At 64.4% G+C, this 24,309-nt stretch carries 20 protein-coding genes; 10 read left to right on the top strand and 10 right to left on the bottom strand.

Annotated elements, in window-relative coordinates; genetic code table 11:
- Positions 1-60: 60 nt before the first annotated feature.
- Entirely contained in the window at positions 61-543 is a 483-nt protein-coding gene (locus tag QXZ85_RS07655) for an MmcB family DNA repair protein (protein ID WP_315728133.1), read from the top strand.
- Between the two features lie 39 nt (positions 544-582).
- Here QXZ85_RS07655 and QXZ85_RS07650 read toward each other — a convergent pair whose 3' ends face one another.
- Both QXZ85_RS07650 and QXZ85_RS07645 read right to left on the bottom strand, forming a co-directional pair.
- The gene (locus QXZ85_RS07650; protein WP_315702454.1) at positions 583-1,137 is read right to left on the bottom strand and encodes an ActR/PrrA/RegA family redox response regulator transcription factor; all 555 of its coding nucleotides are present in this window, start codon (positions 1,135-1,137) and stop codon (positions 583-585) included.
- A 171-nt stretch (positions 1,138-1,308) separates the two neighbouring features.
- Positions 1,309-2,643, bottom strand: a complete 1,335-nt coding sequence (locus tag QXZ85_RS07645) for an ActS/PrrB/RegB family redox-sensitive histidine kinase (protein ID WP_315702455.1) — start codon at positions 2,641-2,643, stop codon at positions 1,309-1,311.
- Positions 2,644-2,743: 100 nt separating this feature from the next.
- Here QXZ85_RS07645 and QXZ85_RS07640 point away from each other — a divergent pair, with 100 nt between their 5' ends.
- The 5 genes from QXZ85_RS07640 to QXZ85_RS07620 all read left to right on the top strand — a co-directional run bounded on the left by QXZ85_RS07640 (position 2,744) and on the right by QXZ85_RS07620 (position 9,745).
- Entirely contained in the window at positions 2,744-3,538 is a 795-nt protein-coding gene (locus tag QXZ85_RS07640; protein WP_315702456.1) for an ABC transporter ATP-binding protein, read from the top strand.
- Positions 3,535-4,347, top strand: coding sequence for an ABC transporter permease (locus QXZ85_RS07635; RefSeq protein ID WP_316173878.1), 813 nt, complete (start codon positions 3,535-3,537; stop codon positions 4,345-4,347). The genes QXZ85_RS07640 and QXZ85_RS07635 overlap by 4 nt, the downstream gene beginning before the upstream one ends.
- Before the next feature lie 123 nt (positions 4,348-4,470).
- Positions 4,471-5,799 carry a polyhydroxyalkanoate depolymerase gene (locus QXZ85_RS07630; RefSeq protein ID WP_315702458.1) on the top strand — a complete coding sequence of 443 codons (1,329 nt, stop codon included), beginning with the start codon at positions 4,471-4,473 and terminating at the stop codon, positions 5,797-5,799.
- A gap of 207 nt (positions 5,800-6,006) precedes the next feature.
- Positions 6,007-6,846, top strand: a complete 840-nt coding sequence (locus QXZ85_RS07625; RefSeq protein ID WP_315702459.1) for a SprT family zinc-dependent metalloprotease — start codon at positions 6,007-6,009, stop codon at positions 6,844-6,846.
- Positions 6,847-7,099: 253 nt separating this feature from the next.
- On the top strand, positions 7,100-9,745 hold the full coding sequence (locus QXZ85_RS07620; protein WP_315769352.1) for an EAL domain-containing protein: 2,646 nt from the start codon (positions 7,100-7,102) through the stop codon (positions 9,743-9,745).
- A 24-nt stretch (positions 9,746-9,769) separates the two neighbouring features.
- Here QXZ85_RS07620 and QXZ85_RS07615 read toward each other — a convergent pair whose 3' ends face one another.
- Positions 9,770-11,983 carry a penicillin-binding protein 1A gene (locus QXZ85_RS07615; RefSeq protein WP_315769351.1) on the bottom strand — a complete coding sequence of 738 codons (2,214 nt, stop codon included), beginning with the start codon at positions 11,981-11,983 and terminating at the stop codon, positions 9,770-9,772.
- 144 nt (positions 11,984-12,127) lie between these two features.
- Here QXZ85_RS07615 and QXZ85_RS07610 point away from each other — a divergent pair, with 144 nt between their 5' ends.
- Positions 12,128-12,553: a DUF1330 domain-containing protein gene (locus QXZ85_RS07610; protein WP_315761697.1), complete on the top strand. Its 426-nt coding sequence runs from the start codon at positions 12,128-12,130 to the stop codon at positions 12,551-12,553.
- A 796-nt stretch (positions 12,554-13,349) separates the two neighbouring features.
- On the opposite strand, the gene QXZ85_RS07605 is transcribed toward QXZ85_RS07610, so the two are convergent.
- From QXZ85_RS07605 to QXZ85_RS07585, 5 genes are all read right to left on the bottom strand, one after another.
- On the bottom strand, positions 13,350-13,862 hold the full coding sequence (locus QXZ85_RS07605; RefSeq protein ID WP_315702463.1) for a GNAT family protein: 513 nt from the start codon (positions 13,860-13,862) through the stop codon (positions 13,350-13,352).
- A gap of 362 nt (positions 13,863-14,224) precedes the next feature.
- Complete coding sequence (locus QXZ85_RS07600) at positions 14,225-15,121, bottom strand: TauD/TfdA dioxygenase family protein (protein ID WP_315769350.1); 897 nt, start codon at positions 15,119-15,121, stop codon at positions 14,225-14,227.
- 235 nt (positions 15,122-15,356) lie between these two features.
- Entirely contained in the window at positions 15,357-16,646 is a 1,290-nt protein-coding gene (gene ispG / locus QXZ85_RS07595) for a flavodoxin-dependent (E)-4-hydroxy-3-methylbut-2-enyl-diphosphate synthase (RefSeq protein WP_315744523.1), read from the bottom strand.
- A gap of 13 nt (positions 16,647-16,659) precedes the next feature.
- Complete coding sequence (locus QXZ85_RS07590) at positions 16,660-17,610, bottom strand: DMT family transporter (RefSeq protein WP_315702466.1); 951 nt, start codon at positions 17,608-17,610, stop codon at positions 16,660-16,662.
- 60 nt (positions 17,611-17,670) lie between these two features.
- Positions 17,671-18,162 carry a Fur family transcriptional regulator gene (locus QXZ85_RS07585; RefSeq protein WP_315702467.1) on the bottom strand — a complete coding sequence of 164 codons (492 nt, stop codon included), beginning with the start codon at positions 18,160-18,162 and terminating at the stop codon, positions 17,671-17,673.
- Between the two features lie 179 nt (positions 18,163-18,341).
- On the opposite strand from QXZ85_RS07585, the gene QXZ85_RS07580 reads away from it, so the two are divergent.
- From QXZ85_RS07580 to QXZ85_RS07570, 3 genes are read left to right on the top strand one after another with little or no spacing between them, the layout of a single operon-like run.
- Entirely contained in the window at positions 18,342-18,821 is a 480-nt protein-coding gene (locus QXZ85_RS07580) for a MarR family transcriptional regulator (protein WP_315744525.1), read from the top strand.
- Positions 18,814-19,962: an HlyD family secretion protein gene (locus tag QXZ85_RS07575; protein WP_315747561.1), complete on the top strand. Its 1,149-nt coding sequence runs from the start codon at positions 18,814-18,816 to the stop codon at positions 19,960-19,962. The genes QXZ85_RS07580 and QXZ85_RS07575 overlap by 8 nt, the downstream gene beginning before the upstream one ends.
- Positions 19,963-19,965: 3 nt before the next feature.
- The gene (locus QXZ85_RS07570) at positions 19,966-21,525 is read left to right on the top strand and encodes a DHA2 family efflux MFS transporter permease subunit (protein ID WP_316173874.1); all 1,560 of its coding nucleotides are present in this window, start codon (positions 19,966-19,968) and stop codon (positions 21,523-21,525) included.
- Positions 21,526-21,735: 210 nt separating this feature from the next.
- On the opposite strand, the gene QXZ85_RS07565 is transcribed toward QXZ85_RS07570, so the two are convergent.
- Positions 21,736-22,629 (bottom strand): dioxygenase, encoded by an 894-nt coding sequence (locus QXZ85_RS07565; RefSeq protein ID WP_315702471.1) that lies wholly within the window; start codon positions 22,627-22,629, stop codon positions 21,736-21,738.
- 131 nt (positions 22,630-22,760) lie between these two features.
- Positions 22,761-23,969 carry a 3-oxoadipyl-CoA thiolase gene (gene pcaF, locus QXZ85_RS07560; RefSeq protein WP_315702472.1) on the bottom strand — a complete coding sequence of 403 codons (1,209 nt, stop codon included), beginning with the start codon at positions 23,967-23,969 and terminating at the stop codon, positions 22,761-22,763.
- Between the last annotated feature and the right edge of the window lie 340 nt (positions 23,970-24,309).

Here is a 24,309-nt window from a genome sequence, read left to right as displayed (position 1 = left end):
CCGGTTCCGTGATGATGAGAGTGCCCTTGGGTCGGCCGCGGAATCGGCTATTCTGGCCACATGGAATCGTCGGCCGCCAAGATCACTCTCGTTCCGCTTGACGGGCGCCAGTCCGAAACGGCGCTGGCGGTCGCGCGCGGGACCTCGCGGCTGTTGCGCTCGCTCGGTTTTGCCGCCGTCAGCGAATTGCCGCTGCCGTCAGGCCGCCGCGCCGATCTCGTGGCGCTCAACGAGCGCGGCGAGATCTGGATCGTCGAGATCAAATCCTCGGTCGAGGACCTGCGCGCGGACAACAAATGGGAGGACTACCGGCTGCATTGCGACCGGCTGTTCTTCGCCTTCACGCAGGATCTGCCGTGCGAGATCTTCCCGAAGGAGACGGGGCTCATCGTCGCTGATGCTTATGGTGCGCATCTGCACTGCGAGGCGCCCTTGCACAAGCTACCGGCGCCGACACGCAAGCTGATGACGGTGCGGTTTGCGCTTGTCGCTGCGCAGCGGATGAGCCGGCTGATCGATCCGCAAGGACATCAGGAATTCTGAAATTCCGGCGGCTGCCGGTCGGCCTCGAGCCGAGGCCGCCTACTTCGGTGCCCGCTTGGCGAGGATGCGCTGCAGCGTGCGGCGGTGCATGTTGAGCCGGCGTGCCGTTTCCGAGACATTGCGGTTGCACATCTCGTAGATGCGCTGAATGTGCTCCCAGCGGACCCGGTCGGCCGACATCGGGTTCTGCGGCAGTTCCGATTTTTCCGTGGTGGTCGAGAGCAGCGCCGCCACGACATCATCGGCATCGGCAGGTTTGGCGAGATAATCGACCGCGCCCATTTTCACCGCGGTGACGGCGGTGGCAATATTGCCGTAGCCGGTCAAGACGATTGCGCGGGCTTCGGGGCGCTTGCGCTTCAGCGCAGAGACGACGTCGAGCCCGTTGCCGTCGCCGAGCCTGAGATCGACGACCGCAAAGGCGGGAGCTGATTTGCCGATCTGCGAGATACCATCGGCCACGCTTTCGCAGGAAGTGACGATGAAGCCGCGGGTCTCCATGGCCCGCGCGAGCCGTTCCAGGAACGGCTTGTCGTCTTCCACAATCAGCAGCGAACGGTCGGGCTGACTGGCAAGTTCGGCGATGGCACCCACGGTCATCCTCGGAAAGGCTTGGGTTTACGGGAAAGCTCGCGGAACATATGGCGTCGCGCCCATGATCTGCCAAGGCGGTCGGCGTGCGGCGTGACGCCGCGCATTTTTCATCATTGGTATCAGTGGCTTCCTGTCAGGCAGGACCTGCCGGGGGCTAGGGGCTCGCGTCGATCATGATGCCTTGATTTCACCTTCCTCGACGGCCTCGAACCGCTCCCGTGGCCAGACGATCTGCACCACCGCGCCATGGTCGGGAAATGAGCGATTGGTAAACGAGACCTTGGCGCCGGTGCGATCAAGCAACGTCCGCGCAATGAACACCCCGAGCCCGAGACCGCCGCCCTGGGATTCGTCGTTGCCGCGGCGCCGTGAGAGATAGGGTTCGCCGATCCGCTTCAGGATCTCAGGCGCGAAACCTGGACCGTCGTCGGAGATCACGATCTCGACCGTATCCTTGTTCCACCAGGCGTTGACCTCGACCGTATCGCGAGCGAAGTCCACCGCGTTCTCGAGGATATTGCCGACGCCATAGAGGATCGCGGGATTGCGCGTGCCGACCGGCTCCGGACTTGCGGCGACTGCAATGCGCACCTTGATGTCGACGTCGAAATCCCGATGCGGGGCCACCGTCTCCTCGATCAGGGTGGAGAGCTTCATGCGATCGAACATCGATCCGGTCGATGAGAGCTGGGTGATCTTGCTGAGAATGTCGCGACAGCGCTGCGCCTGCTCGCGCAACGTCTTGATATCGTCTGCGACCTGATCGTTGCTTTGCAGCGCCCGCTCGAGCTCGCGTGAGATCAGGACGATGGTCGCGAGCGGGGTGCCGAGCTCGTGCGCCGCGGCTGCCGCCAGTCCATCGAGCTGGGTCAGATGCTGCTCGCGTGCGAGAACGAGCTCGGTGGCCGCGAGCGCGTCCGACAGCTTGCGCGCTTCCTCGGTGACCTGGAACGAATACAGGCTGGTCACGCCGATCGCGAGCGCGATCGAAAGCCAAACACCGAAAATATAGATCGGTGGGAAATCCAGCGGCTCCTCAACCACCCAGGGCAGCGGCATGTGATAGAACAACAGCACACTGGCGCAGGCGACTGCGAGCAATCCAAGGGCCACGGTGAGCCGGACCGGCAGAGCCGTCGCCGAGATCAGGACGGGCACCAGGAACATGAAAGAGAACGGGTTGTCCAACCCGCCGGTCAGATAGAGCAATACTGCCAGTTCGACGATGTTCAGCGCGAGCAGGGCACCGGCATAGCGCGGTTCCAAGAGCTGCATCGGATTGAAGGCGATCTGCAGCGCGAGATTGAGGAGCGCCGATACGCTGATCACGGCAAGGCAGGGCACCACCGGAAGATCGAATTCCAATCCCTGCAACACGACGAAGATCGCGGTCAGCTGCCCGAGTGCAGCCAGCCAGCGCAGCCGCAGAATGGTGTCGAGCCGGACCCGTCGCCGCGGATGGCGAAGCTGGGTATCCGGCGTGTCCGTGATCAGCGTGTCGGTCATGACCCGAAACTTAGTGCCGCCCGATGGCGGCGACAAATCGGCCTGTTCACGTCCTTGGCCTGTTGCGCTTCGGAGCGCAATGGCCCAATGAACGGGGCCCATGACACATGATGACGCAGCCTTGTCCAGCGCTGCCGCCCAGGATCCGCATATTTCGGCGGCTATCGCGGTCACGCATCTGACGAAAGTCTATAAGGCGACCCGCGCGGTCGACGATATCTCGTTTCGGATCGGCCGCGGCAGCATCACCGGCCTGCTCGGCGGCAACGGCGCCGGCAAGACCACCACGATCGCCATGATCATGGGGCTGGTGCTGCCGACCTCGGGCCTGGTCGAGGTGCTTGGACATCGGATGCCGGATGAAAGTGCCGCGGTGCTGGGGCGGATGAATTTCGAAAGCCCCTATGTCGACATGCCGATGCGACTGACGGTGCGGCAGAACCTCACGATCTTTGGCCGCCTTTACGCGGTCGAAAACCTGAAAGACCGGATCGCGCAGCTCGCTGCCGATCTCGATCTTGCCGATTTTCTCGATCGGGCCTCGGGCAAGCTGTCGGCAGGGCAAAAGACGCGGGTGGCCCTGGCCAAGGCCTTGATCAACGATCCCGAGCTTCTGCTCCTGGACGAGCCGACCGCTTCGCTCGATCCTGATACGGCTGACTGGGTGCGCGGCCATCTCGAACGTTATCGCAAGCGGTGCGGTGCGACGATCCTGCTCGCCTCCCACAACATGCTGGAGGTCGAGCGGCTCTGCGACCGGGTCATCATCATGAAGCGCGGCCGCATCGAGGATGACGACAGCCCGGCGCAGATCATGGCGCGCTATAACCGGAGCACGCTGGAAGAGGTATTCCTCGACGTAGCCCGCGGCCGCCATCGCGAGGTCGCGCAATGAACGATCCCTCGTTCGCCATTGCCCCGCACCGGATCGGCGCGATGATCCTGCGCTATTGGTATCTGTTGATCTCCTCCTGGCCGAGGCTCCTGGAGCTGATCTACTGGCCGACGCTACAGATCATCACCTGGGGGTTCCTGCAGACCTATATAGCGACCAACGCCGGCTTCTTTGCACGCGCGGGCGGCACCCTGATCGGCGCCGTCATCCTCTGGGACATTCTGTTCCGCGGCCAGCTCGGCTTCTCCATCTCGTTCCTGGAGGAGATGTGGGCGCGAAACCTCGGCAACCTGATGATGAGCCCGCTCAAGCCGGTCGAGTTCCTGATCGCATTGATGGCGATGAGCCTGGTGCGGCTGGCGATCGGCGTGATCCCGATGACCCTGCTTGCCATCGTCTTCTTCCAATTCAATTTCTACAGCCTGGGCCTGCCGCTGATCGCCTTCTTCTGCAATCTGATCTTCACGTCCTGGGCGGTCGGCATCTTCGTGTCGGGTCTCGTGCTGCGCAACGGTCTGGGCGCCGAGGGCATCGTGTGGACGTTGATGTTCGCGCTGATGCCGCTTGCCTGCGTCTACTATCCGGTCAGCGTATTGCCCGGGTGGCTGCAATGGGTGTCCTGGGCGCTGCCGCCGACCTATGTTTTCGAGGGCATGCGTGCGCTTCTGATCGAGCACGTGTTTCGTGCTGATCTGATGCTGGCTTCGCTTGCGCTCAATGCCGCCCTTCTATTGGCGTCGTTTGCGGCATTCATTGCCCTGTTGCGGAGCGCGCGACGGGCCGGGTCGCTGCTCGCCAGTGGTGAATAATTCATGTTTTCCCGTGAATTCCCGGGGGATTTTGCCGCTAGAACGCGTTAGCTGGCGCGGCAGCGCATTGACGCTTAATTACGCATTCGGCACTATGCTGCATTGCCGAGAGGGTTGAAGAGAATGCCGATAGGTGAGTTTGGCGGCGCGCCGCCGCTGGCGTCGGAAGGCAGTCCGGTCCTGACCACGCCGATGTACTGGATGTACGAGATGGCGCATGCCTCGCTCAATCCTGCGCGGGCCGTCACGGACGCCACCAAGATCCTGTTTCAAAATCCGCTGAATCCTTGGACGCATACGGAGGCCGGCAAATCGATCGCGGCGGCCTGCGAATTGTTCGAGCGCACCACGCGCCGTTATGGGAAACCGGAATGGGGGCTCGACGAGACCGAGGTCAACGGCGTCAAAACCCCGGTCGAGGTCCGCAACGTCTGGGAAAAGCCGTTCTGTCGGTTGCTCCACTTCGATCGCAAGCTGACGCGGCCGTTGCGCAGCCCGCAACCGCGGCTCCTGATCGTCGCGCCGATGTCCGGCCATTACGCGACACTGTTGCGCGGTACGGTCGAGGCGTTCCTGCCGACGCATGAGGTCTACATCACCGACTGGGCCGACGCGCGCATGGTGCCGCTGGCGGAGGGCCGCTTCGATCTCGACGATTACATCGATTACGTGATCGAGATGCTTCATGCGCTCGGCACCAACATGCACGTGATGGCAGTCTGCCAGCCCGCCGTGCCGGTGCTGGCGGCGATCTCGATCATGGAGGCCGAGCGCGATCCGTTCGTGCCGCTGTCGATGACGTTGATGGGTGGCCCGATCGATACGCGCCGCAATCCGACCGCGGTCAATCAGCTTGCGGTCGAGCGGGGCATCGATTGGTTCCGCAACCACGTCATTACCAAAGTGCCGTTCCCGCATCCCGGCGTCATGCGCGACGTCTATCCGGGCTTTCTGCAGCTCAACGGGTTCATCAGCATGAACCTCGACCGCCATGTCGATGCTCACAAGGCGCTGTTCGCCAATCTGGTGAAGGGCGACGGCGATCAGGTCGACAAACATCGCGTCTTTTATGACGAATATCTCGCAGTGATGGACTTGGCTGCGGAATACTATTTGCAGACCGTCGAGACGGTGTTCATCAGGCACGCCTTGCCGAAGGGGGAAATGACCCATCGCGGCAATCCGGTCGATCCATCCAAGATCATGCGTGTGGCATTGATGACGGTGGAAGGGGAGAAAGACGACATTTCCGGTCTCGGACAGACCGAAGCGACACACCGGCTCTGCACGTCGATCCCGGCGCATCGCCGCGTTCATTACGTGCAGCCCGGCGTTGGACATTACGGCGTGTTCAATGGCTCGCGATTCAAGTCGGAAATCGTGCCGCGCATCTCTGATTTCATGATGTCGGCCGCGGATCCGAAGTCATTGCTCGCTCTCGCCGCGGGATAGCCGCTTTGACCGCTGTTGCCCGGCTCGAATCCGGGTACGGGTAAGGCGTTGATTTGCCCGGTGAAACCGAGTTCCATGAATGAGTCAAGGGGTGAATATGGCGTCACCCCTTGAGCGACGCTTTTGACTCGAGATTCACTCAAAAACGTTGTTTTCAGGCCCAAGGTCTGGGGTTCGGAAGGCGCCGAACCCCTGTATGTTGGGCAAATGATTTGTTTTTGCGCCGAGCGCTTTCCCTGGCGGCGGATATGGCAGAATCCGGGCGAACTCTTACTCCCCGGACTGACATATATGGCCACTCGCGCGCTCCTTTATCGGCGGCCCGCCGAACCTTCGCGTCTTCTCGTCAAGCATGGCTCGCAAATCTATTCGATCAGATTGCGCCGCCATCGACGGGCGCGCCGTTACACGTTGCGAATTCACCCCTCGGATCGCGAAGCGATCCTGACAATGCCTCCGCGTGGCACCATCGCGGAAGCCAAAGACTTCGCGCAGCGTCACGGCGCCTGGATCGCCGCACGTCTCGGCCGCTTGCCGAAGGCGGCACCGTTCTTGCCTGGAACGATCGTCCCGCTGCGTGGCGCACCCCACCGCATCGTGCATCGCGCGGGCGAGCGCGGCACGGTGTGGACCGAGACGCGCGACAGTGGTGAGAAGATCCTCTGCGTGGCCGGCGGCATCGAGCATGTCGAGCGGCGGGTGCACGACTTCCTGAAGCGGGAGGCGCGGCGCGATCTGCAGAAGGCCGCCGAGGCCTATGCCGATCAGCTTGGCGTCAAGGTCAAGCGGTTGTCGATCCGGGACCAGTCCAGCCGCTGGGGGTCCTGTACCTCGGCGGGCTCGCTGTCGTTCTCCTGGCGTCTGATTCTCGCTCCGCCCTTCGTGCTCGATTATCTCGCGGCTCACGAAGTCGCCCATCTCATCGAGATGAATCACTCGCCGCGGTTCTGGAAAGTCTGCGGGCGGATCTGCGGTTCGGTGGAACGCGCCAAGAAGTGGCTCGACACCTGCGGCAATGATCTCCATCGCTACGGCATCGACGATTGAAGCTTTGACGATCAAGGCATGACAAGGTCCGGCTGGTCCGGACCTTTTCTTTTGGCGCGACCTCATCCTCGCCAATCCCGCCCCGGGTAGCATTCCCTTAAGCATGATAGCGCGCACAAGGAGCCTCGGTCTTAACGCCGTTGTAAGGGGGAGTTTGCCACAACTAGGGCTTCTAACCCCAGGTGATGAGACGTCGACTCCAACCGAGCGCGGCTGCGTTTCCACCGAACGTGATGCGCCCCACGAGTAGCCCATGGCCGAACCTGCCGACGTGTTGTTGGCCGCGCTCGAACGCTCCAGCGAAGCTGTGGTCATCCTCGACGAGGACTTGCGCGTTCGGCATGCCAATGCAGCGGCCGAACGGCTGTTCCAACTCGACCGCGCCGCACTGATCGGCGCCGATGTCAGCCGTCTGGGCATCCGGCCCGACCATCCCATCTTCAAGACGTCGCTCGAGGCCGGACAGCCGCTGCCCGGTGACGTTCGCGAGATCATGCCACCGCCGGTCGAGATCATCCTCAGACCAGGCGAAGGTAAGCGCATCTGCGTAAGCCTGACTGCATCGCCGTTGGATGTTGGCGGGACGACCCGGCTTGCGCTGTTTGCGCGAGACGTCTCGGCCGAAGTCGAGCGGCGCGACCGGCTGGCGCTGTTGCATTCCGTGGCCGATCAGACCAACCGGGCAATGGTGGTGACCGATCACCATCTCGAGATCATCTATACCAATGCCGCGTTTTCCGACCTGTTCGGCTATCAGCGCGGCGAGGCGATCGGGCGTCGTGTCGACGAGCTCATGGTCGGTCCATGCACGGATCGACAGGCCATCGACAGGCTGCAGCTCTGGTTCGGCGAAGACCGCGGCGGCGAGGAGGAAGTCCTCGTCTATGACAAGAGCGGCCGAGAAATCTGGGTGACCGCCTATGTCAAGGCGCATCGCAATGCCCGCGGCCGCGTGAAATACCTGGTCGGCATGCTCAGCGACATCAGCGAGAGCAAGCAGCTGAGGTCGCTGCAACAACTGATCACGACGGCGCTCGCCGACAATCTTCCGATCACGGAGATCTGCGACCGGCTCTGTCGGCGGGTGGAGGAGCTCGCGCCCGACGTCGTCTGCTCCATCCTGCACGTCGACGCGGACCGCGTGGTTCACCCGCTCGGCGGGCCCAGCCTGCCGCCGGATTATTCGGCCGCACTGGACGGCATCCCGATCGGGCCGGAGGTTGGCTCGTGCGGCACAGCCGCCTATCTCGACGAGCCGGTCCTGGCGCAGGATATCGACACCGATCCGCGCTGGCAGCCTTATAAGAAGAAGCCGCTGGCCGCGGGGCTGCGCGCCTGCTGGTCGACCCCGATCAAGGGGAAGGACGGCCGGGTGATCGGAACGTTCGCCTTCTACTTCCGGGAATGCCGCGGCCCGAGCCACTGGCACGAGCGGATCGTGGACGCCTGCGTCGATCTCGGCGCGCTGGCGATCGAACGGCAGGAGGCGATGTCTGCGGTCGCGCGCCTCGCTTATTATGACATGCTGACCGGCCTGCCGAACCGGGCCCATATCCGCTCGCTGATCGCGACGGCGCTCGAGGCCTGCCCGGAGGGCGGGCATGTGGCGGTCGCCTATCTCGACGCCGACAATTTCAAGGACGTGAACGACACGCTCGGCCATGCCGCGGGCGACGAGTTCCTGGTCGTCTTTGCCAAGCGCTTGCGCGGGCAGCTCCGGCCGGGCGACATGCTGGGCCGGCTCGGCGGCGACGAGTTCTTGGTGCTCCTGCCGAACCGGGATTCGATCGAGGCCTCGCTGATGGCCGCCCGCATCACCGCGGCGCTGGCGGTGCCGCTTACGATCGGCACTCGGCAGGTGCCGATGTCGGCCAGCATGGGGCTCAGCCTCTATCCCGACAATGCCTCGGACATCGACACGCTGATCAAGCAGGCCGATGCCGCCATGTACAAGGCCAAGAGTGCGGGGCGCGCGACCTATCGCTTCTTCAGCGCCGATCTCGACAAGATCGCCGAGCAGCGCCTGATGCACAGCACCGCGCTGCGGGATGCTGTCGCCAACGAGGCCCTGAGCCTGCATTACCAGCCGCAGATCCGGTCGCAGGACGGCGGCATTCACGGGGTGGAAGCCCTCGCGCGCTGGCACGATGCGGTTCTCGGCGACGTGTCGCCATCGAAATTCATTCCGCTTGCCGAGGAATGCGGGCTGATCGAGCAGATCGGGCTGTGGTCGATGCGCGAGGCCTGTCGGCAGATGGCCATCTGGCAGCGGGCCGGGCTCGATATTCCGAGCATCTCGGTCAACCTGTCGCCGATCAATTTCCAGAACGTCAATTTGGCTGCGCGCGTCGCGCAGATCCTTGGCGAATTCGGCCTGCCGCCGAACCGCCTGATGCTCGAGATCACCGAGGGTGTGTTCCTGAACGAGCGCGCCACGGTGGTGGCGACCATGAGCGAGCTGCGCAATCTCGGCGTCGGGCTGTCGCTGGACGATTTCGGCACCGGCTATTCCAGCCTCAGCCGGCTGGCGCAACTGCCGATCAGCGAGTTGAAAATCGATCGCAGCTTCATGCGCGATGTCGAGGAAAATCCCGCCACCCGCGCCATCGTGACCGCGGTGGTCCGGGTCGGGCAGAGCATGAATCTCGCTGTCGTCGCCGAAGGCGTCGAGACCGAGGGGCAGCGCCACCTGCTGTACGAGCTCGGATGCGAGGCGCTGCAGGGTTTCCTGTATGCGCGGCCCTTGCCGGCTGCAGGCTTCGGACGGTGGCTGCTGGAGCACAGTGCGGATCGTGCGAGCCATATGCTCAAGCAGATCGGCCGTACGCTCGCCGGAGCTTCGCCCAAACCCTCCGCCGAAACGAAGCTCCCGAAGGACGCCGCTCAGCCCGCCGCCTGACCGCGCCGCTTCGCCGCGCCGCCGTCAACGCTGTCCGCCGAACAGACGGTCCACCAGCCAGCCGTCGAGCCCTGCTGCGGCCTCCGGACGCGCCGCCGTGCGCGTCGGCGTGGCCGAGCGGCCGCCGCCGTAATTGGCTGCAGGCGCTGGTGCCGCCGGAGCGGTGGGCGCCGTGATCTGCGAGGTGATCTGCGCCAAGGTCGGCACCAGGCCCGAACCTTGCGAGTTCGGCAGCGCCGCCACCGGCACACCCTGATGCGCTGACCGCATGAAACGGCTCCAGACCTCCACCGGCAGGCCGCCGCCGGTCGCCTTCTTGGTCGGCGAATTGTCGTCGTTGCCGAGCCAGACCCCGGTGACGAGGCGGGCCGTGTAGCCGATGAACCAGGCGTCGCGGAAATCCTGGCTGGTGCCGGTCTTGCCGGCCGCGACCCAGCCGGGAATCTCGGCCTTGCGCGCGGTGCCGGAGATCAAGGTCTCCTGCATCATCTGGTTCATCATCGCGACATTGCGCGGCTCGATCACCTGGGTCGGCGGATCCGCCTGGCGCAGATAGAGCAGCTTGCCCTCGCGCGTCCTGATCCGGGTCACGACATGCGGCGATACGCTGAGGCCGCCATTGGAAAAGGGCGCGTAGGCACCGACCAGCTCGAGCACCGACACTTCGGATGTGCCGAGCGCGATCGACGGGTTCGGATCGAGCTTGGAGGCGATGCCGAGCCGATGCGCGGTACGCACCACGTTCTTGGGCCCGACCTCGAGGCCGACTCGCACCGCGACCGTATTCAGCGACATCGCCAGCGCCTGTGTCAGCGTCACCGGTCCGAAATATTCGCGGGTGTAGTTCTCCGGCTTCCAGCCCTTCAGCTCCAGCGGCGCGTCCTGGCGGACCGTCTCCGGGGTCAAGCCCTGCTCGATCGCGGTGAGATAGACGAACGGCTTGAACGCCGAGCCGGGCTGGCGCTTGGCGGTGACCGCGCGATTATATTGGCTCTCGGAATAATTCCGGCCGCCGACCATCGCGCGAACCGCACCGTCCGGCGTCATCGCCACCAGCGCGCCCTGGCTGACATTGAACTTCACGCTCTTGGCGGCGAGTTCGTCGATCACGGCGGCTTCGGCTGCCGACTGCAGCTTCGGATCGATGGTGGTCTCGACCACGATGGACTGATCGATCTGGCCGACGAGATCGTCCAGCACCTCGCCGATCCAATCGGCGACGTAGTTGACGGTGCCGGCGCCGGCGGGCTTCACGGTGATCGTGGGATGAGCGATCTGGGCCTTCGCCTGTGCATCGGTAATGAAGCCGGCGTCGGCCATCGCAGCGAGCACGGTCTCGGCGCGTTTCGCCGCGCCTTCCGGGTTGCGGTTCGGCGCCAGTCGCGAGGGCGATTTGACGAGGCCCGCGAGCATCGCCGCTTCGCCGAGCGTGACGTGCCGCGCGGACTTGCCGAAGTAGCGCTGCGCCGCGGCTTCGACGCCATAGGCGCCGGAGCCGAAATAGACGCGATTGAGATAGAGCTCGAGAATCTCGTTCTTGGAGTGCTTGCGCTCCAGCCACAGCGCGAGCTCGGCCTCCTGCAGCTTGCGCTGCAGCGTCCGCTCCTGGGTGAGGAACAGGTTCTTGGCGAGCTGTTGCGTCAGCGTCGAGCCGCCTTGCGAGACGCCGCGATGCAGGACGTTGGCGACCAATGCGCGCGTGATGCCGATCGGGTCGATGCCGAAATGCTGATAGAAGCGCCGGTCCTCGATCGCGATGAAGGCCTTCGGCAGGTAGGGCGGCAGCTCCTTGAGCGCGACATTGGCGCCGGCCATCTCGCCGCGCTGTGCCAGCACGCTGCCGTCGAGACCGACGATCTCGATGGTCGGCGGGCGCTTGGGGATTTCCAGCGACTGGATCGGCGGCAGATGCGCGCCGGCCCACACCACGACCCCGACCAGCGCGATCACGCCCCAGAGGCCGCAGACCAGCGCCCAATAGAACATCCGCCCGACCGAGAAACCGACACGCGATTTGCTCATGCGTTTGTTGCCCTTGGCAGGACGCGGCTTGGTCTCGCGCGGCGGCGGCTCGTCGTCAGCGTCGTCGATGACCGGCTTGCGCTTCGGTGCGGGTTTCTTCGGCGGATCCTCAGCCGTGGGAATGCGATCCTTGGAGTCGAGACGCAGATCGTGCATGGCCGCCGCGAGGCCGAATAGCGGCTCCTTACGCCCGCCGCTCTTCTTTCGTCCCGCCATACGCAATTGTGCCCGCAACCTGGTCCGATCACGCTAATCGCTGGAGTTTAAAGGCCGGTTAGCAAGAGGTTAACGCCCAATTAGGTGTTTCACGACGTGCACGCGCTGTTATGGTTAAGGCAAAGTTAACGAGAGGAAACGCGCATGGGATACATCGATCCGACCAAGGAGGTTTTTGCCGAATTTCGTGCGCGCGACCGCGCAGGTCCGATCCACATGCTGAACCTGGTGCGGCTGCGCAAGGAGGCGGCCTATCCTGACGGCCGCAAGGCGAGCGGCGCGGAAGCCTATGCCGCCTATGGCCGCGAGAGCGGGCCGGTGTTCAAGCGGCTCGGCGGTCGCATCGTCTGGCAAGGCAAGTTCGAACTGATGCTGATCGGGCCGCGCGAGGAATATTGGGATCATTGCTTCATTGCCGAGTATCCCTCCGTCGCCGCCTTCGTCGAGATGATCCGCGATCCCGTCTATCGCGAGGCCGTGAAGCATCGTCAGGCCGCGGTGGAGGACTCGCGCCTGATCCGTCATGCCGTGCTGCCGATCGGCGAGAATTTCGGCGAGATTCCGGAGTAATGCAGGCAGCTGACGATCCGACGCTCGCGCCAAATCCTCAGTCGTCATCCCCGCGAAAGCGGGGATCCATAACCACACGCCGTTGTTGTTGCGAACGATGGTCCGGCAACTCGCCGACAACGGACGTCTCTGGAATATGGGTCCCGGCTTCCGCCTTCGCTCTGCCAGCTGCGGCGGACAGGCAAGGCCGGGATGGCAGTGGAACGCGGGGTCCAAGCTCATCACCATCCTCAAACGTCAAGCGGACATGGGTGTATGCATCCGCATTCCCGCGACGCAATCGCGCCCGAGTCTTGCTGCAGCGTGGCTCCCTTAACTAATAGAGGGAGCAGGGAAGGCCGGGCATCGACTGATACCCGCGGCCCCCGTGCGTGAAGAAGTGCACGGGGCGGGAACCACAGGCTCAGCCGGATCGCTCCGGCCTTCCCTGCGCGAGTGGTTTACGGCTTATACGCGCTCTCCCCGGGGACCGGCGTTCTTGCCCCCGTCATCCGTGCGCTCGTCGAGCGACGCGAACTTGGCCTCAGCACCGGGAGGCCAGGACCACGCGATTTCACCGTCCGCGATACATCGTTCGTCCGTGAACTGACAAGTTCACTGCGACATGTCGCGTCCATCGCATCTGCGGCCCAACGCTCGTGACGATCGCGTAGCGCCCCTCTCATCGGGCCGAGACGCGAAGAATCTGCCGGTGATTTGCCCGACACGACAAGCGCACACGGCTGCGGCAAAGTAACACGACGGGCAATTTGCGCATGACGCGTATGCTGGGCGCGCCGTGCCCGCTAGCTCTGCTTCAGCGTTCGATCACCCAGCGCGTCACCGCCTGGTGGTAGTTCAGATAGCCGGGCACCGTCTTGTAGGTCTTGAGATATTTGAAGCCGGCTTTCTGCAGCGTGCGGTTCGGGCCGACATTGTAGGCGTTCGGCTCGCAGAACAGCTGCTTGAGACTGAACGTGCGGAAATAGATGTCGACGCTGCGGCGAACGCATTCGGCGCCGATGCCTTGTTGCCGCAGCTCAGGCTCGGTGACATGCAGGTGCATGTTGGCGCGGCTGCCGTATACAATCTTGTCACAGCTGGAGAAGCCGATCGGCTTGCCGTCGCGCCGCCACAGGACCAGAAGGCTTGCGCGCTCGGGGAGCGGCTGCGCATAGAGCTCCTTGAAGCGGCCGGCCCAAACGGCCCGGCTCGGCAGCCGGGTCGGATCGACGCCCATCAGCTCCAGATGTTCTGGCGTGGAAGAGTGGAAGTAGTCGATGACGATGCCGATCTCGTCGAGCGTCATCTCTCGGACGTCGAGGTTCATTGCTTTTGACTCCGGTCGCGGACTCTTTCATCGTTCATTGTGCCGTCATTGCGAGCGATAGCGAAGCAATCCAGATCTCGAGGTCGGCTCTGGATTGCTTCGTCGCCTCCGGCTCCTCGCAATGACGTGTCCAGTTTGAGCTGTCGGGTTGGCGAAGCGAAGCGCGTCCACCGGGATCATCCTTGAAAGCGGTGGGCGCGGCGCTTTGCGCCTTTGCCCACCCTACAACTCGCTCAGTCCGTCATCACCCGCGAAAGCGGGTGATCCAGTATTTCGAGACGGCGGATGATGAAGGAGAGGTCTCGGCGTGCTGGATCGCCCGGTCGAGCCGGGCGATGACGGCTGGAATAGCAGGCTTGCCCTCACACCGGCCGCTCGCCCTTGATGGTGACGCGCGTGCCTGAACGCGTGTGCGGCCAGTAGTCCCACATCGCGCGGTGCTGGGTGCAGCGGTTGTCCCAGAATGCGATCGCGTTCTCGGTCCAACGGAAGCGGCACTGGAACAGCGGGTTCTCCGCGTGCTGGTAGAGATAGGCGAGAATGACATCGCTCTCGTCGCGGGGAATGCCGATGATGTGGCGGGTGAAACCGCGGTTGACGTAGAGCGCCTTCTTGCCGGTCACCGGATGGGTGCGCACGATCGGATGCTCCGCGCTCGGATAGGCCGGCCGGTCGGCGACGCCGTAGTTGGCGTAGAGCCCCCGATAGACGCTCTCGCCGTCATGGAAGGCGGTCAGCCCGTCGAGATAGGATTTCATGCGATCCGACAGCGCCTCATAGGCGGCGTACATCGAGGCGAACAGCGTGTCGCCGCCTGCGGGCGGGCATTGCCGGATGTGGAGGATCGAGCCCATCGGCGGCTCGACGTCGCAGGACACGTCGGAGTGCCAGCCCTCGCCATTGGCGCGCGGTGAATCCTTGTCGGCGTAGATGCGCATCAGGGCCGGATCGCTGCCGTCATGCGGCGCTGCCGGATGGATATGCAGCTCGCCGAATTTGCGGCCAAAGGCGAGATGTTGTTCAGGCGTGATGTGCTGATCGCGGAAGAAGATGACGAGGTGCTCGGCGAGCGCGCGATGGATCTCGTCCATCTGGCGGTTGTTGTACGAGCCGTCGGAGACCAGCCGGCCAATATCAATGCCTGAAATCTCTGCGCCGATGATCGGCGTCAGCTTGTCGACGGAGATGGTCTCATAGGGGGCAGTCTCGTCCGCAGCATGTTTGTAGCGCGGCCCCTGCAGGCTTGCGAGCGAGCTCATCCGCGTTCTCCCTCGATCGTGGATTGAGGGCATGGTAGCGCGGGGAAAAGGGAGTGCAATGGCGCTGCAGTCAATGCCGTCGTCCCGGCCTTGAGACGGGCCCCATAGCCACCGCAGGTTCTGGTTGCGCGAGATGGAACGGCAGAGCGGCCGATCACGACGGCTGCGGAGTCTGGGTCCCCGCGTTCGCGGGGACGACACCGATATTGGAGCGACGCTGCCGATATTGGAGCGGCTACTCCGCCGCCGTCACCGTCTCCGGCTGCTTGGCGCCGTTGCCGTAGCGCTGGTCGATATAGTCGATCACCAGGGCCTTGAAGTCGGCGGCGATGGTCGGGCCGCGCAAGGTGCGGAATTTCTTGCCGTCGACGAACACCGGAGCGGCCGGCGCTTCGCCGGTGCCGGGCAGCGAGATGCCGATATTGGCGTGCTTGGATTCGCCGGGGCCGTTGACGATGCAGCCCATCACCGCGACGTTGAGTTCTTCCACGCCGGGATATTTGCTCTTCCAGGCCGGCATCTCGTCGCGGATGAAATCCTGGATCGAGCGCGCCAGCTCCTGGAACACGGTCGAGGTGGTGCGGCCGCAGCCGGGGCAGGCCGCCACCAGCGGCACGAAGGTGCGGAAGCCCATGGTCTGCAGCAGCTCCTGCGCGACCTGCACTTCGAGGGTGCGGTCGCCGCCGGGCTCCGGCGTCAGCGAGATGCGGATGGTGTCGCCGATGCCCTGCTGCAGGAGGATGCCGAGCGCGGCCGAGGAGGCGACGATGCCCTTGGAGCCCATGCCGGCCTCGGTGAGGCCGAGATGGATGGCGTAATCCGAACGCGCGGCGAGATCCTGGTAGACCGCGATCAGGTCCTGCACGGCCGAGACCTTGGCCGACAGGATGATGCGGTTCTTCGGCATGCCCAGTTCCTGCGCCCGCGCCGCCGAGAGCAGGGCCGACTGCACCATGGCCTCGCGCGTCACCGCGCGCGCATCGCGCGGGGTCGCGGACGTCGCATTCTCGTCCATCAGCTTGGAGAGCAGCTCCTGGTCGAGCGAGCCCCAATTGGCGCCGATGCGGACCGGCTTGTCGTTCTTGTTGGCGATCTCGATGATCGAGGAGAACTGGGTGTCGCGCTTGTCCTTGAAGCCGACATTGCCGGGATTGATGCGGTATTTGGCCAGCGCTTCGGCGCAGGCCGGATATTCGGTCAGCAGTTTGTGGCCGATGTAATGGAAGTCGCCGATCAAGGGCGTGGTGATGCCGCGCTTGTCCAGGGCCTCGCGGATGTGCGGGACGGCGGCGGCGGCCTCCTCGCGGTCCACGGTGATGCGGACCATCTCGGACCCGGCGCGCGCCAGCGCTGCGACCTGGGCCACCGTGCTCTCGACATCGGCAGTGTCGGTGTTGGTCATCGACTGCACCACGATCGGCGCGCCGCCGCCGACGGCGACGTTGCCGACCATGACTTGGGTGGTCTGGTGCCGGGGAGCGGGGCCGGCGATGTCGTTCTGAGGCAGAATTTCGGGCTTGTTCATGAGGCCTCGGATATCAGGTTTTGGTGACATTCAGCAATGGATCAGTCGGCGCCGCAGCGACGCGATTGGGCCGGTTGACCAGAAAAAGCCCTGCAATCACAAGCAGGGCGGCGGCGCCAAAAGCCAGCGTCAGGGCGTCATGCAGGATGAAATAGCTGGCCACGACCCCGAATAAAGGGGTGATGAAGGTAAATGCCGACAATTTGCTGGCGGAATAGGTCTTCACCAGCGCAAACCACAGGGTGAAGGTGGTTCCGACCACCCAGATCGACTGGTAGGCCATCAAGGACAGCACGAAGGCGCTAGGAACCTGCGCCATCCGCTCGCCCGAGAGTAGAGCCGCCGCTCCCAGGATCGGGATCGACATCGTCACCTGGTATGCCAGCGCCTTCTCGGGCGGGGCCAAGCGCAGCCTGGTGCCCTTGGCCAGCACGGTAGTCGCGCCCCACAAGAGCCCGCCGCCCACCACCATGAGATCGCCGAGCAGCACGCTGCGGTCGACATTGGCCTGCGGAATGCCGATCGCCAGCGCCACCCCGGCGAAGCTGAGCGCAAGGCCCATCCATTGGGTCGTGCCGAGGCGTTCACCGAGGAAGCGGTAGGAGCCGAGCGCGACGAAGAAGGGCGCGGTGTAGAGGAACACCACCGCGCGCGAGGCCGAGGTCAGCAGCAGGCCGCCATAGATCAGGACGAACTCGATGCCGAACATGGTGCCGGCGACGAGACCTGCGATCAGCGTGCCGTCGCGCTCGAACATCCTGACCCCGCGCACCCATGCAAACAGCAGCAGCACCGGCAAGGCGCCGGCCGAGCGCAAGGTCGCCTGCAGCATCGGCGGAATCTCCGGCAGCGCCAGCTTCACCGCGATCTGATTGAAGGCCCAGGACAGGCAGAGCACGACGATGACGGCAATGGCACCCGGACCCAGTGGCCGGGCCGCCGACGAAAGTTGCTTCGAGGACATCTTGCTCCCGCTTAGACGTTCTTCTTCTTGTTCTTCTCGTTGGTCCGGCCGCTATCCACGTCACGCCACCTGCTGGCAATGTGCACAGATGCCGGTGATCTCCACGACCGAGAGCTTTGGCGCGAAGCCGGAGGCTGAGGCGGCAGTCTTCAGGCTCTCGGCGATCGGCGCCGCCGGGACCTCGCCGACCGCGCCGCAGTGCTCGCAGATCAGGAAGGCGACCAGCGCGGCGTTGTCGTGATCCTGCGCGCAAGCGAGATAGGCATTGCGGCTTTCGATCCGGTGCACGAGCCCGTTGGCCATCAGGAACTCGAGCGCCCGATAGATCGTGATCGGTGCCGGACGGGCCGCCGCCTTGGCGAGTTCCTCGATGATCTCGTAAGCCCCGAGCGGCCGATGGCTTGCGAGCAGCGCCTGCAGCACCTGGCGGCGGAGCGGGGTGAATTTCTGGCTACGCTGCGCGCAGACGCGCTCGGCATGATCGAGCGCATCCGCGGCACAGCGGCCGTGATCATGGTCGGGCGCGGGGAAGGTGGGTTTGGCGAGCGTCATCGGCGTCAATCTAGCATCTTCCGGCCGCGGCGGACAAAGCTCGCCGCAGACGAGCCATGCAAGCCATTCGCATGAGCTTGCGCAACTTGGCCATGGAAAATTCATAAGCTTGCTTATAATATTCGAAGCTTATTGGAGCCAAGCTTGGCTTCATTCCCAAAGTTCCCGATTGGACGGATATGGCCCGCGATCCCGTGGACGTGAACTTCCTGTTTACCCTGGGCGAGCTGCAGCGCCTGGTGCGCGTCTATGCCGACAAGGAGGCGGCGCGTTTCGGCATGACCCGCGCGCAATGGGCGGTGCTGGCCAGGGTCGAGCGCAACGAGGGCATGAAGCAGTCGGAACTGGCCGAGCAGATGGAGATGCAGCCGATCACGCTGACGCGGCTGATCGACAAGCTGGCCGATGCCGGTTTGATCGAACGCCGCGGCGACGACAGCGACCGCCGCGTCAACCGGCTCTATCTGAAGAAGGCGGCTCGCCCATTGCTGGCCAAGCTCGCCGAGCTCAAGGCGGAACTGACCGCGACGGCCCTGGCGGGCTTCGGTCCGGCCGATGCGCAACGGCTGATGACCCAACTCGAAGCCATCAAAGAAAATGTGAGAAACGCCCTGCAGTCGCTGTGCGACGAGCAGCGAAAGGAGCAGCATTATGGCTGAACCCGCCTTGAAAATTGCCGCCGAACAGAAGGCCAGCCCCGAACGCACGGCCGCCGCGGCGGCGGCGCCGAAAGGCGGCCTGGTCAGGCGTTATCGCCGCACGGTGCTGCTGGTTGTGTTGCCGATCCTCGCCGCGATCGGCGGCGTTGCGCTCTATCTGCATGGCGGCCGTTACGTCACCACCGACGACGCCTATGTCGGCGCGCAGAAGGTGCTGATCACGCCCGACATCTCCGGCAAGATCGTCAAGATCGTCGTCAAGGAAGGGCAGCAGGTCAAAAAGGGCGACGAACTGTTCGAGATGGACCCCGAGCCCTATCGGCTCGCGGTCGACCAGGCCAAGGCCGCCTTGGAGCAGGCTCGCACCACGCACGACAACCTGGTCGCCAACATCAAGATCTATCAGCAGATGGCCGACCTGATGCAGCAGACCATCGATCTGAAGCAGAAGGACGTCGATCGCAAATCGACCCTGGCCAGGAGCAGCTTCGGCTCGCAGCTCGATCTCGACAATGCATCGTCGGCCCTGGTCACGGCACGGGCGGAATACGCCTTCGTCCTGCAGCAAATGTCCAGCGCCAAGACCCAGCTGCTGGGCAATGTCGATCTCCCGATCGCGGAATTTCCGCCCTACTATCAGGCCGAGGCCGCACTCGGCATCGCCCAGCGCAATCTCGACCACACCGTGATGCGGGCGCCGATCGACGGCATCGCGACCCAGGTCGACCAGATCCAGCTCGGCCGCTTCCTGCCCGCCGGCACGCCGGTGTTCTCGGTGATCGACGTCGCCAATCCCTGGGTCGATGCCAATCCGAAGGAAAGCGATTTCACCCATGTCGCGGTCGGCCAGCCGGTCGAGCTCGACGTCGATGCCTTCCCGAACCACGCCTTCAAGGGCACCATCGGCTCGCTGTCGCCCGGCACCGGGGCGCAATTCGCGATCCTGCCGCCGCAGAACGCGACCGGCAATTTCGTCAAGGTCGTGCAGCGCGTGCCCGTGCGGATCTACTTCGACAAGAACGACAAGTATGTCGCGAAGCTGAAGGCCGGCATGAGCGTCAACGTCTCGATCGATACCGGCCATCAGCGTTCGCTGGCGGCGCTGTTCGGCACGGCGCATGCCTCGGAGCAGGAGGAGTAGGCGATGAACGGGCCTGCGCCTTCACCCTCCGCGGTCCCCGGCTTCCGCCGCAACATGGTGACGATCTGCGCCATGACGGCGACGATCATGCAGGCGCTCGACACCACGATCGCCAACGTGGCGCTGCCCTATATGCAAGGCACGCTGTCGGCCTCGCAGGACCAGATCAACTGGGTGCTGACCTCCTACATCGTGGCGGCGGCGATCATGACCGCGCCGGTCGGCTGGATCGCCAACCGCTTCGGCCGCAAGCGCACCTTCATTGTCTGCTCGGCCGGCTTCACCGTCGCGTCCGTGCTGTGCGGGCTGGCGCAGGACATCAACCAGATGGTGCTGTTCCGCCTGCTGCAGGGCGTGTTCGGCGCCTCGCTGGTGCCGCTGTCGCAGGCCGTGCTGCTCGATTCCTACGCGCTGCACGAGCGGGCGAAGGCGATGTCGATCTGGGGCATGGGCGTCATGATGGGCCCGATCATGGGCCCCTCGCTCGGCGCCTGGCTGACCGAGACCTATTCCTGGCACTGGGTGTTCTTCGTCAACCTGCCGTTCGGCCTCGTCACCGTGCTCGGGCTGATGGCGTTCATGGACGAGACCCGGCCGAATACCGAGCTGACCTTCGACTGGTTCGGCTTCTTTGCGCTCGCGGTCGGCATCGGCTCGCTGCAGATCGCGCTCGACCGCGGCGAGGATCAAGGCTGGCTCGAATCGAACGAGATCATCGCCGAGTTCATCGTCGCCGCCATCGGCTTCTATTACTTCCTGGCGCATTCGCTGACCACGAGGCGGCCGTTCATCCAGTTCGCTCTGTTCAAGGACAAGAATTTCGTCGGCGGCTGCGTGTTCATGACCGTGATGGGGCTGGTGCTGTTCTCCACCATGGCGCTGTCATCGCCGTACCTGCAGAACGTGATCGGCTATCCCATCATCACTGCCGGCGTGCTGCTTGCAAGCCGCGGCTGCGGCACCTTCGTCGCCATGATGATCGTGGGCCGGCTGCTCCGCTACATCGAGGCGCGCACCCTCATCGTGGTGGGGCTTGGGCTCACCGCGCTGTCGCTGTTCCAGATGACGGCGTGGACCGACCAGACCGGCGTTCCCGAGATCATCACCATCAGCATCATGCAGGGCTTCGGCTTCGGGCTGGTCTTCGTGCCGCTGTCGACGGTGGCGTTCATGACCCTGCCGGGGCAATTGCGCACCGACGGCACCTCGATGCTGACGCTGGTGCGCAACGTCGCGAGCTCGATCGGCATCTCGATCGCGATCGCCCAGCTCACGGAAGGCACCCGCCGCAATCACGCGATCCTCGTCGAGCACATCAACCCGTTCAACCAGGCCCTGCAGATGCCGAACGTCGCCAGAATGATCGATCTTTCGACCGATGCCGGCCGGGCGATGGCGGACGCGATGGTCACCGTGCAGGCGCAGATCCTCGCCTTCTCGCACGACTACCAGCTGGTGATGGTGTTCATCCTGGCTTCGATCCCGCTCGCGATCATGATCGGCTCGACCCGGACGGCGCTGCGCGCCCAGGCCGCGCCGGCGGATCATGCGGTGATGGAATAGGAGCTGCCCGGCGGTAGCGAAAAGGTGACTGAAACGTGATGGCTTTTCGACCAAACATCGTCACGTTTCGGGCTATGCAAGACCAAGCCGGCGGCTCCGCGTATGAGTTGCGCGCGGAGGCAACATCTCATGGACGCCCCGCCATGATGTGCCGGATGGGGGCGGCGGTTCCTCCAGCGCCGCCCCCAGTCCGGCGGGCTTCTCCGGCAATTACTTGATCGGTGCGCGCGGCAGCGCCGTCTCGCCGGCTTCCATCCGATAGAGGTGATCGAGCGAATACCAGGGCGCGACCACATCGCGCGCGGTCGGGTGCGGCTCGTCGTGGCGGATGAAATCGCCGAGCAGCGCTTTCGTCACGCCGAACTGGACGTCGCTGTCGATATGCGGATCGCTGGGGTCGTAGACCTGCGAGATCAGGACCTTGAAGCCCTGCTTGACGATCAGCGCATGCAGATGCGCGGGACGATAGGGATGGCGCCCCTGTGCCGCGAGCAGGCGGCCGACCACGCCGTCCGTCGGGATCGGATAGCCCACCATCATCACCGAGCGAAACCAGAAGCGGCCGTCGGCATCGGTGGTGAACTTGCCGCGCAGGTTCATGTCGGCCTGCTCGGGATCCTGGTTCTCATAGAGGCCGACCGGCGAGGCGTGCCAGACATCGACTTCGGCGCCTGCTACCGGCGCGCCGTCCGGATCAACCACGCGGCCCCTGACGAACAGTGACGGGCCGGGCGTTTCCGAGCGCACGATCGAACCGCCGTTCTCGACGCGGGGTGAATTCAAGCGCCAGAACGGGCCGAGCAGGGACTGCGAGGTCTCGGTGTTGCCGTTGTCGCCATTGTTCAAAAGGCACACCAGCGAGGAGACGCCGAGCGAGCCGGCCATCAGCACCACCTCGTTGTGGGTGTCGTTGGTGCGCTGGCCGAGCTCGGCGATGATGGCGGCGGCCTCGCGGAATTCTGCCTCGGTCAACCGAACGTCGCGAATGAATCCATGCAGGTGCGTGATCAGCGACAGCATGATCTCGCGCAGCCGCGGATTTGTCGTTCGCTCCATCACGGCCAGCACCGCCGGCGTAACGTCCTGCTCGCGGGAGATGGTCATGGCTGTCCCTCCGTCATTCCGGGGCGACGCGTCAGCGTCGAGCCCGGAATCTCGATGTTGTTGGACTCATCTCCAGATTCCGGGTTCAGCCCTGCGGGCTGCCCCGGAATGACGAAGCGCAGGACGCGTCCTCAATTCAGCTTCTCGATCGCCAGCGCCACGCCCTGGCCGACGCCGACGCACATGGTGGCGAGCGCGCGCTTGCCGCCGCGCTTTTCCAGGCCATGTGCGGCGGTGAGGGCGAGCCGTGCGCCGCTCATGCCGAGCGGATGCCCCAGCGCGATCGCGCCGCCATGCGGATTGACGAAATCGGCATCGTCGGCGACGCCGAGCTGGCGCAGGCAGGCGATGCCCTGGCTCGCGAAGGCCTCGTTCAATTCGATCAGGTCGAAATCGGTGATCTTGAGACCGAGCCGCTCCATCAACTTGCGCGTGGCCGGCACCGGTCCGATGCCCATGATGCGCGGCGGCACCGCGGCCGACGCCAGCCCCAGCACTTTCGCCCGCGGCGTCAGGCCGTGCTTCTTTACGGCAGCCTCGGAAGCGAGGATCATCGCGGCGGCGCCGTCGTTGACGCCGGAGGCATTGCCTGCCGTCACCGTGCCGGGATTGCGCACGATCGGCCTCAGCTTGGCGAGGCCCTCGAGCGTGGTTTCGGGACGCGGATGCTCATCCTTGTCGACGATGACGGGGCCGGCCTTGCCGCCGGGCACCGTGACCGGCGTGATCTCTTCCGCAAAGTAACCCGCGGCGATCGCCTTGCCGGCGCGCTGCTGTGAGCGGATCGCGAACGCATCCTGGTCGGCGCGCGAGACCTGGAATTCCTCGGCGACATTCTCGCCGGTCTCGGGCATCGAATCGACGCCATATTGCTGCTTCATCAGCGGATTGATGAAGCGCCAGCCGATGGTGGTGTCGAAGATCTCGGCCGAGCGCGAGAAGGCTTCCGCCGCCTTGCCCATCACGAAGGGGGCGCGCGTCATCGATTCAACGCCGCCGGCAATGGCAAGATCGATCTCGCCGGCGCGGATCGCGCGGCCCGCGGCACCGACCGCGTCGAGCCCCGAGGCGCAGAGCCGGTTGAGCGTCTGGCCCGGAACTGAATCGGGCAGGCCTGCAAGCAGCAGCGCCATGCGCGCCACGTTGCGGTTGTCCTCGCCAGCCTGGTTGGCGCAGCCGAAGAACACTTCGTCGACCGCGGACCAGTCGAGATTCGGATGTTTCGCGATCAGCGCCTTGATCGGCGTGGCGGCGAGATCGTCGGTGCGCACCTTGGCGAGCGATCCGCCGAAGCGGCCGATCGGCGTCCGCACCGCATCGCAAATATAGACGTCTCGCATCGCTCTCTCCCTGGATTTTCGGATGTTCTGATCGGATGTTGATGGCGGTTTTAGGAGTGCGCCGCAGGCAGGTCAAATGACGGCGACGCGGGGTGGTATGCGGGAGACTGAAGTATGGTCGCTCTCTCGTCGTGATCGGTGCGCCCCTCCCCCGCTTGCGGGGGAGGGTTGGGGTGGGGGCAAACCCCACGGCAGGTGCAAACGGAAGCACTTCGCCCACCCGCATCGCATCTTCGATGCGATGCGACCTCCCCCGCAAGCGGGAGAGGCAGAGTTCAGCTTGCACCGGGCGTGGAAAACCGGGACAGCGGCCGCAAAGCGGTAGGAGCGTGCCGGCAAT

The sequence above is a fragment of the Bradyrhizobium sp. SZCCHNGR1005 genome, from assembly GCF_032489995.1.
Taxonomy (GTDB): domain Bacteria; phylum Pseudomonadota; class Alphaproteobacteria; order Rhizobiales; family Xanthobacteraceae; genus Bradyrhizobium.
This window is presented reverse-complemented; position numbering and strand designations above follow the sequence as displayed.

Bases quoted from the DNA above. Each gene is read 5' to 3' on its own strand.
- QXZ85_RS07655 (WP_315728133.1), top strand. From the start codon at position 61: ATGGAATCGTCGGCCGCCAAGATCACTCTCGTTCCGCTTGACGGGCGC.
- QXZ85_RS07645 (WP_315702455.1), bottom strand. From the start codon at position 2,643: ATGACCGACACGCTGATCACGGACACGCCGGATACCCAGCTTCGCCAT.
- QXZ85_RS07640 (WP_315702456.1), top strand. From the start codon at position 2,744: ATGACACATGATGACGCAGCCTTGTCCAGCGCTGCCGCCCAGGATCCG.
- QXZ85_RS07635 (WP_316173878.1), top strand. From the start codon at position 3,535: ATGAACGATCCCTCGTTCGCCATTGCCCCGCACCGGATCGGCGCGATG.
- QXZ85_RS07630 (WP_315702458.1), top strand. From the start codon at position 4,471: ATGCCGATAGGTGAGTTTGGCGGCGCGCCGCCGCTGGCGTCGGAAGGC.
- QXZ85_RS07625 (WP_315702459.1), top strand. From the start codon at position 6,007: ATGATTTGTTTTTGCGCCGAGCGCTTTCCCTGGCGGCGGATATGGCAG.
- QXZ85_RS07620 (WP_315769352.1), top strand. From the start codon at position 7,100: ATGGCCGAACCTGCCGACGTGTTGTTGGCCGCGCTCGAACGCTCCAGC.
- QXZ85_RS07615 (WP_315769351.1), bottom strand. From the start codon at position 11,983: ATGGCGGGACGAAAGAAGAGCGGCGGGCGTAAGGAGCCGCTATTCGGC.
- QXZ85_RS07610 (WP_315761697.1), top strand. From the start codon at position 12,128: ATGGGATACATCGATCCGACCAAGGAGGTTTTTGCCGAATTTCGTGCG.
- QXZ85_RS07605 (WP_315702463.1), bottom strand. From the start codon at position 13,862: ATGAACCTCGACGTCCGAGAGATGACGCTCGACGAGATCGGCATCGTC.
- QXZ85_RS07600 (WP_315769350.1), bottom strand. From the start codon at position 15,121: ATGAGCTCGCTCGCAAGCCTGCAGGGGCCGCGCTACAAACATGCTGCG.
- ispG (WP_315744523.1), bottom strand. From the start codon at position 16,646: ATGAACAAGCCCGAAATTCTGCCTCAGAACGACATCGCCGGCCCCGCT.
- QXZ85_RS07590 (WP_315702466.1), bottom strand. From the start codon at position 17,610: ATGTCCTCGAAGCAACTTTCGTCGGCGGCCCGGCCACTGGGTCCGGGT.
- QXZ85_RS07585 (WP_315702467.1), bottom strand. From the start codon at position 18,162: ATGACGCTCGCCAAACCCACCTTCCCCGCGCCCGACCATGATCACGGC.
- QXZ85_RS07580 (WP_315744525.1), top strand. From the start codon at position 18,342: ATGGCCCGCGATCCCGTGGACGTGAACTTCCTGTTTACCCTGGGCGAG.
- QXZ85_RS07575 (WP_315747561.1), top strand. From the start codon at position 18,814: ATGGCTGAACCCGCCTTGAAAATTGCCGCCGAACAGAAGGCCAGCCCC.
- QXZ85_RS07570 (WP_316173874.1), top strand. From the start codon at position 19,966: ATGAACGGGCCTGCGCCTTCACCCTCCGCGGTCCCCGGCTTCCGCCGC.
- QXZ85_RS07565 (WP_315702471.1), bottom strand. From the start codon at position 22,629: ATGACCATCTCCCGCGAGCAGGACGTTACGCCGGCGGTGCTGGCCGTG.
- pcaF (WP_315702472.1), bottom strand. From the start codon at position 23,969: ATGCGAGACGTCTATATTTGCGATGCGGTGCGGACGCCGATCGGCCGC.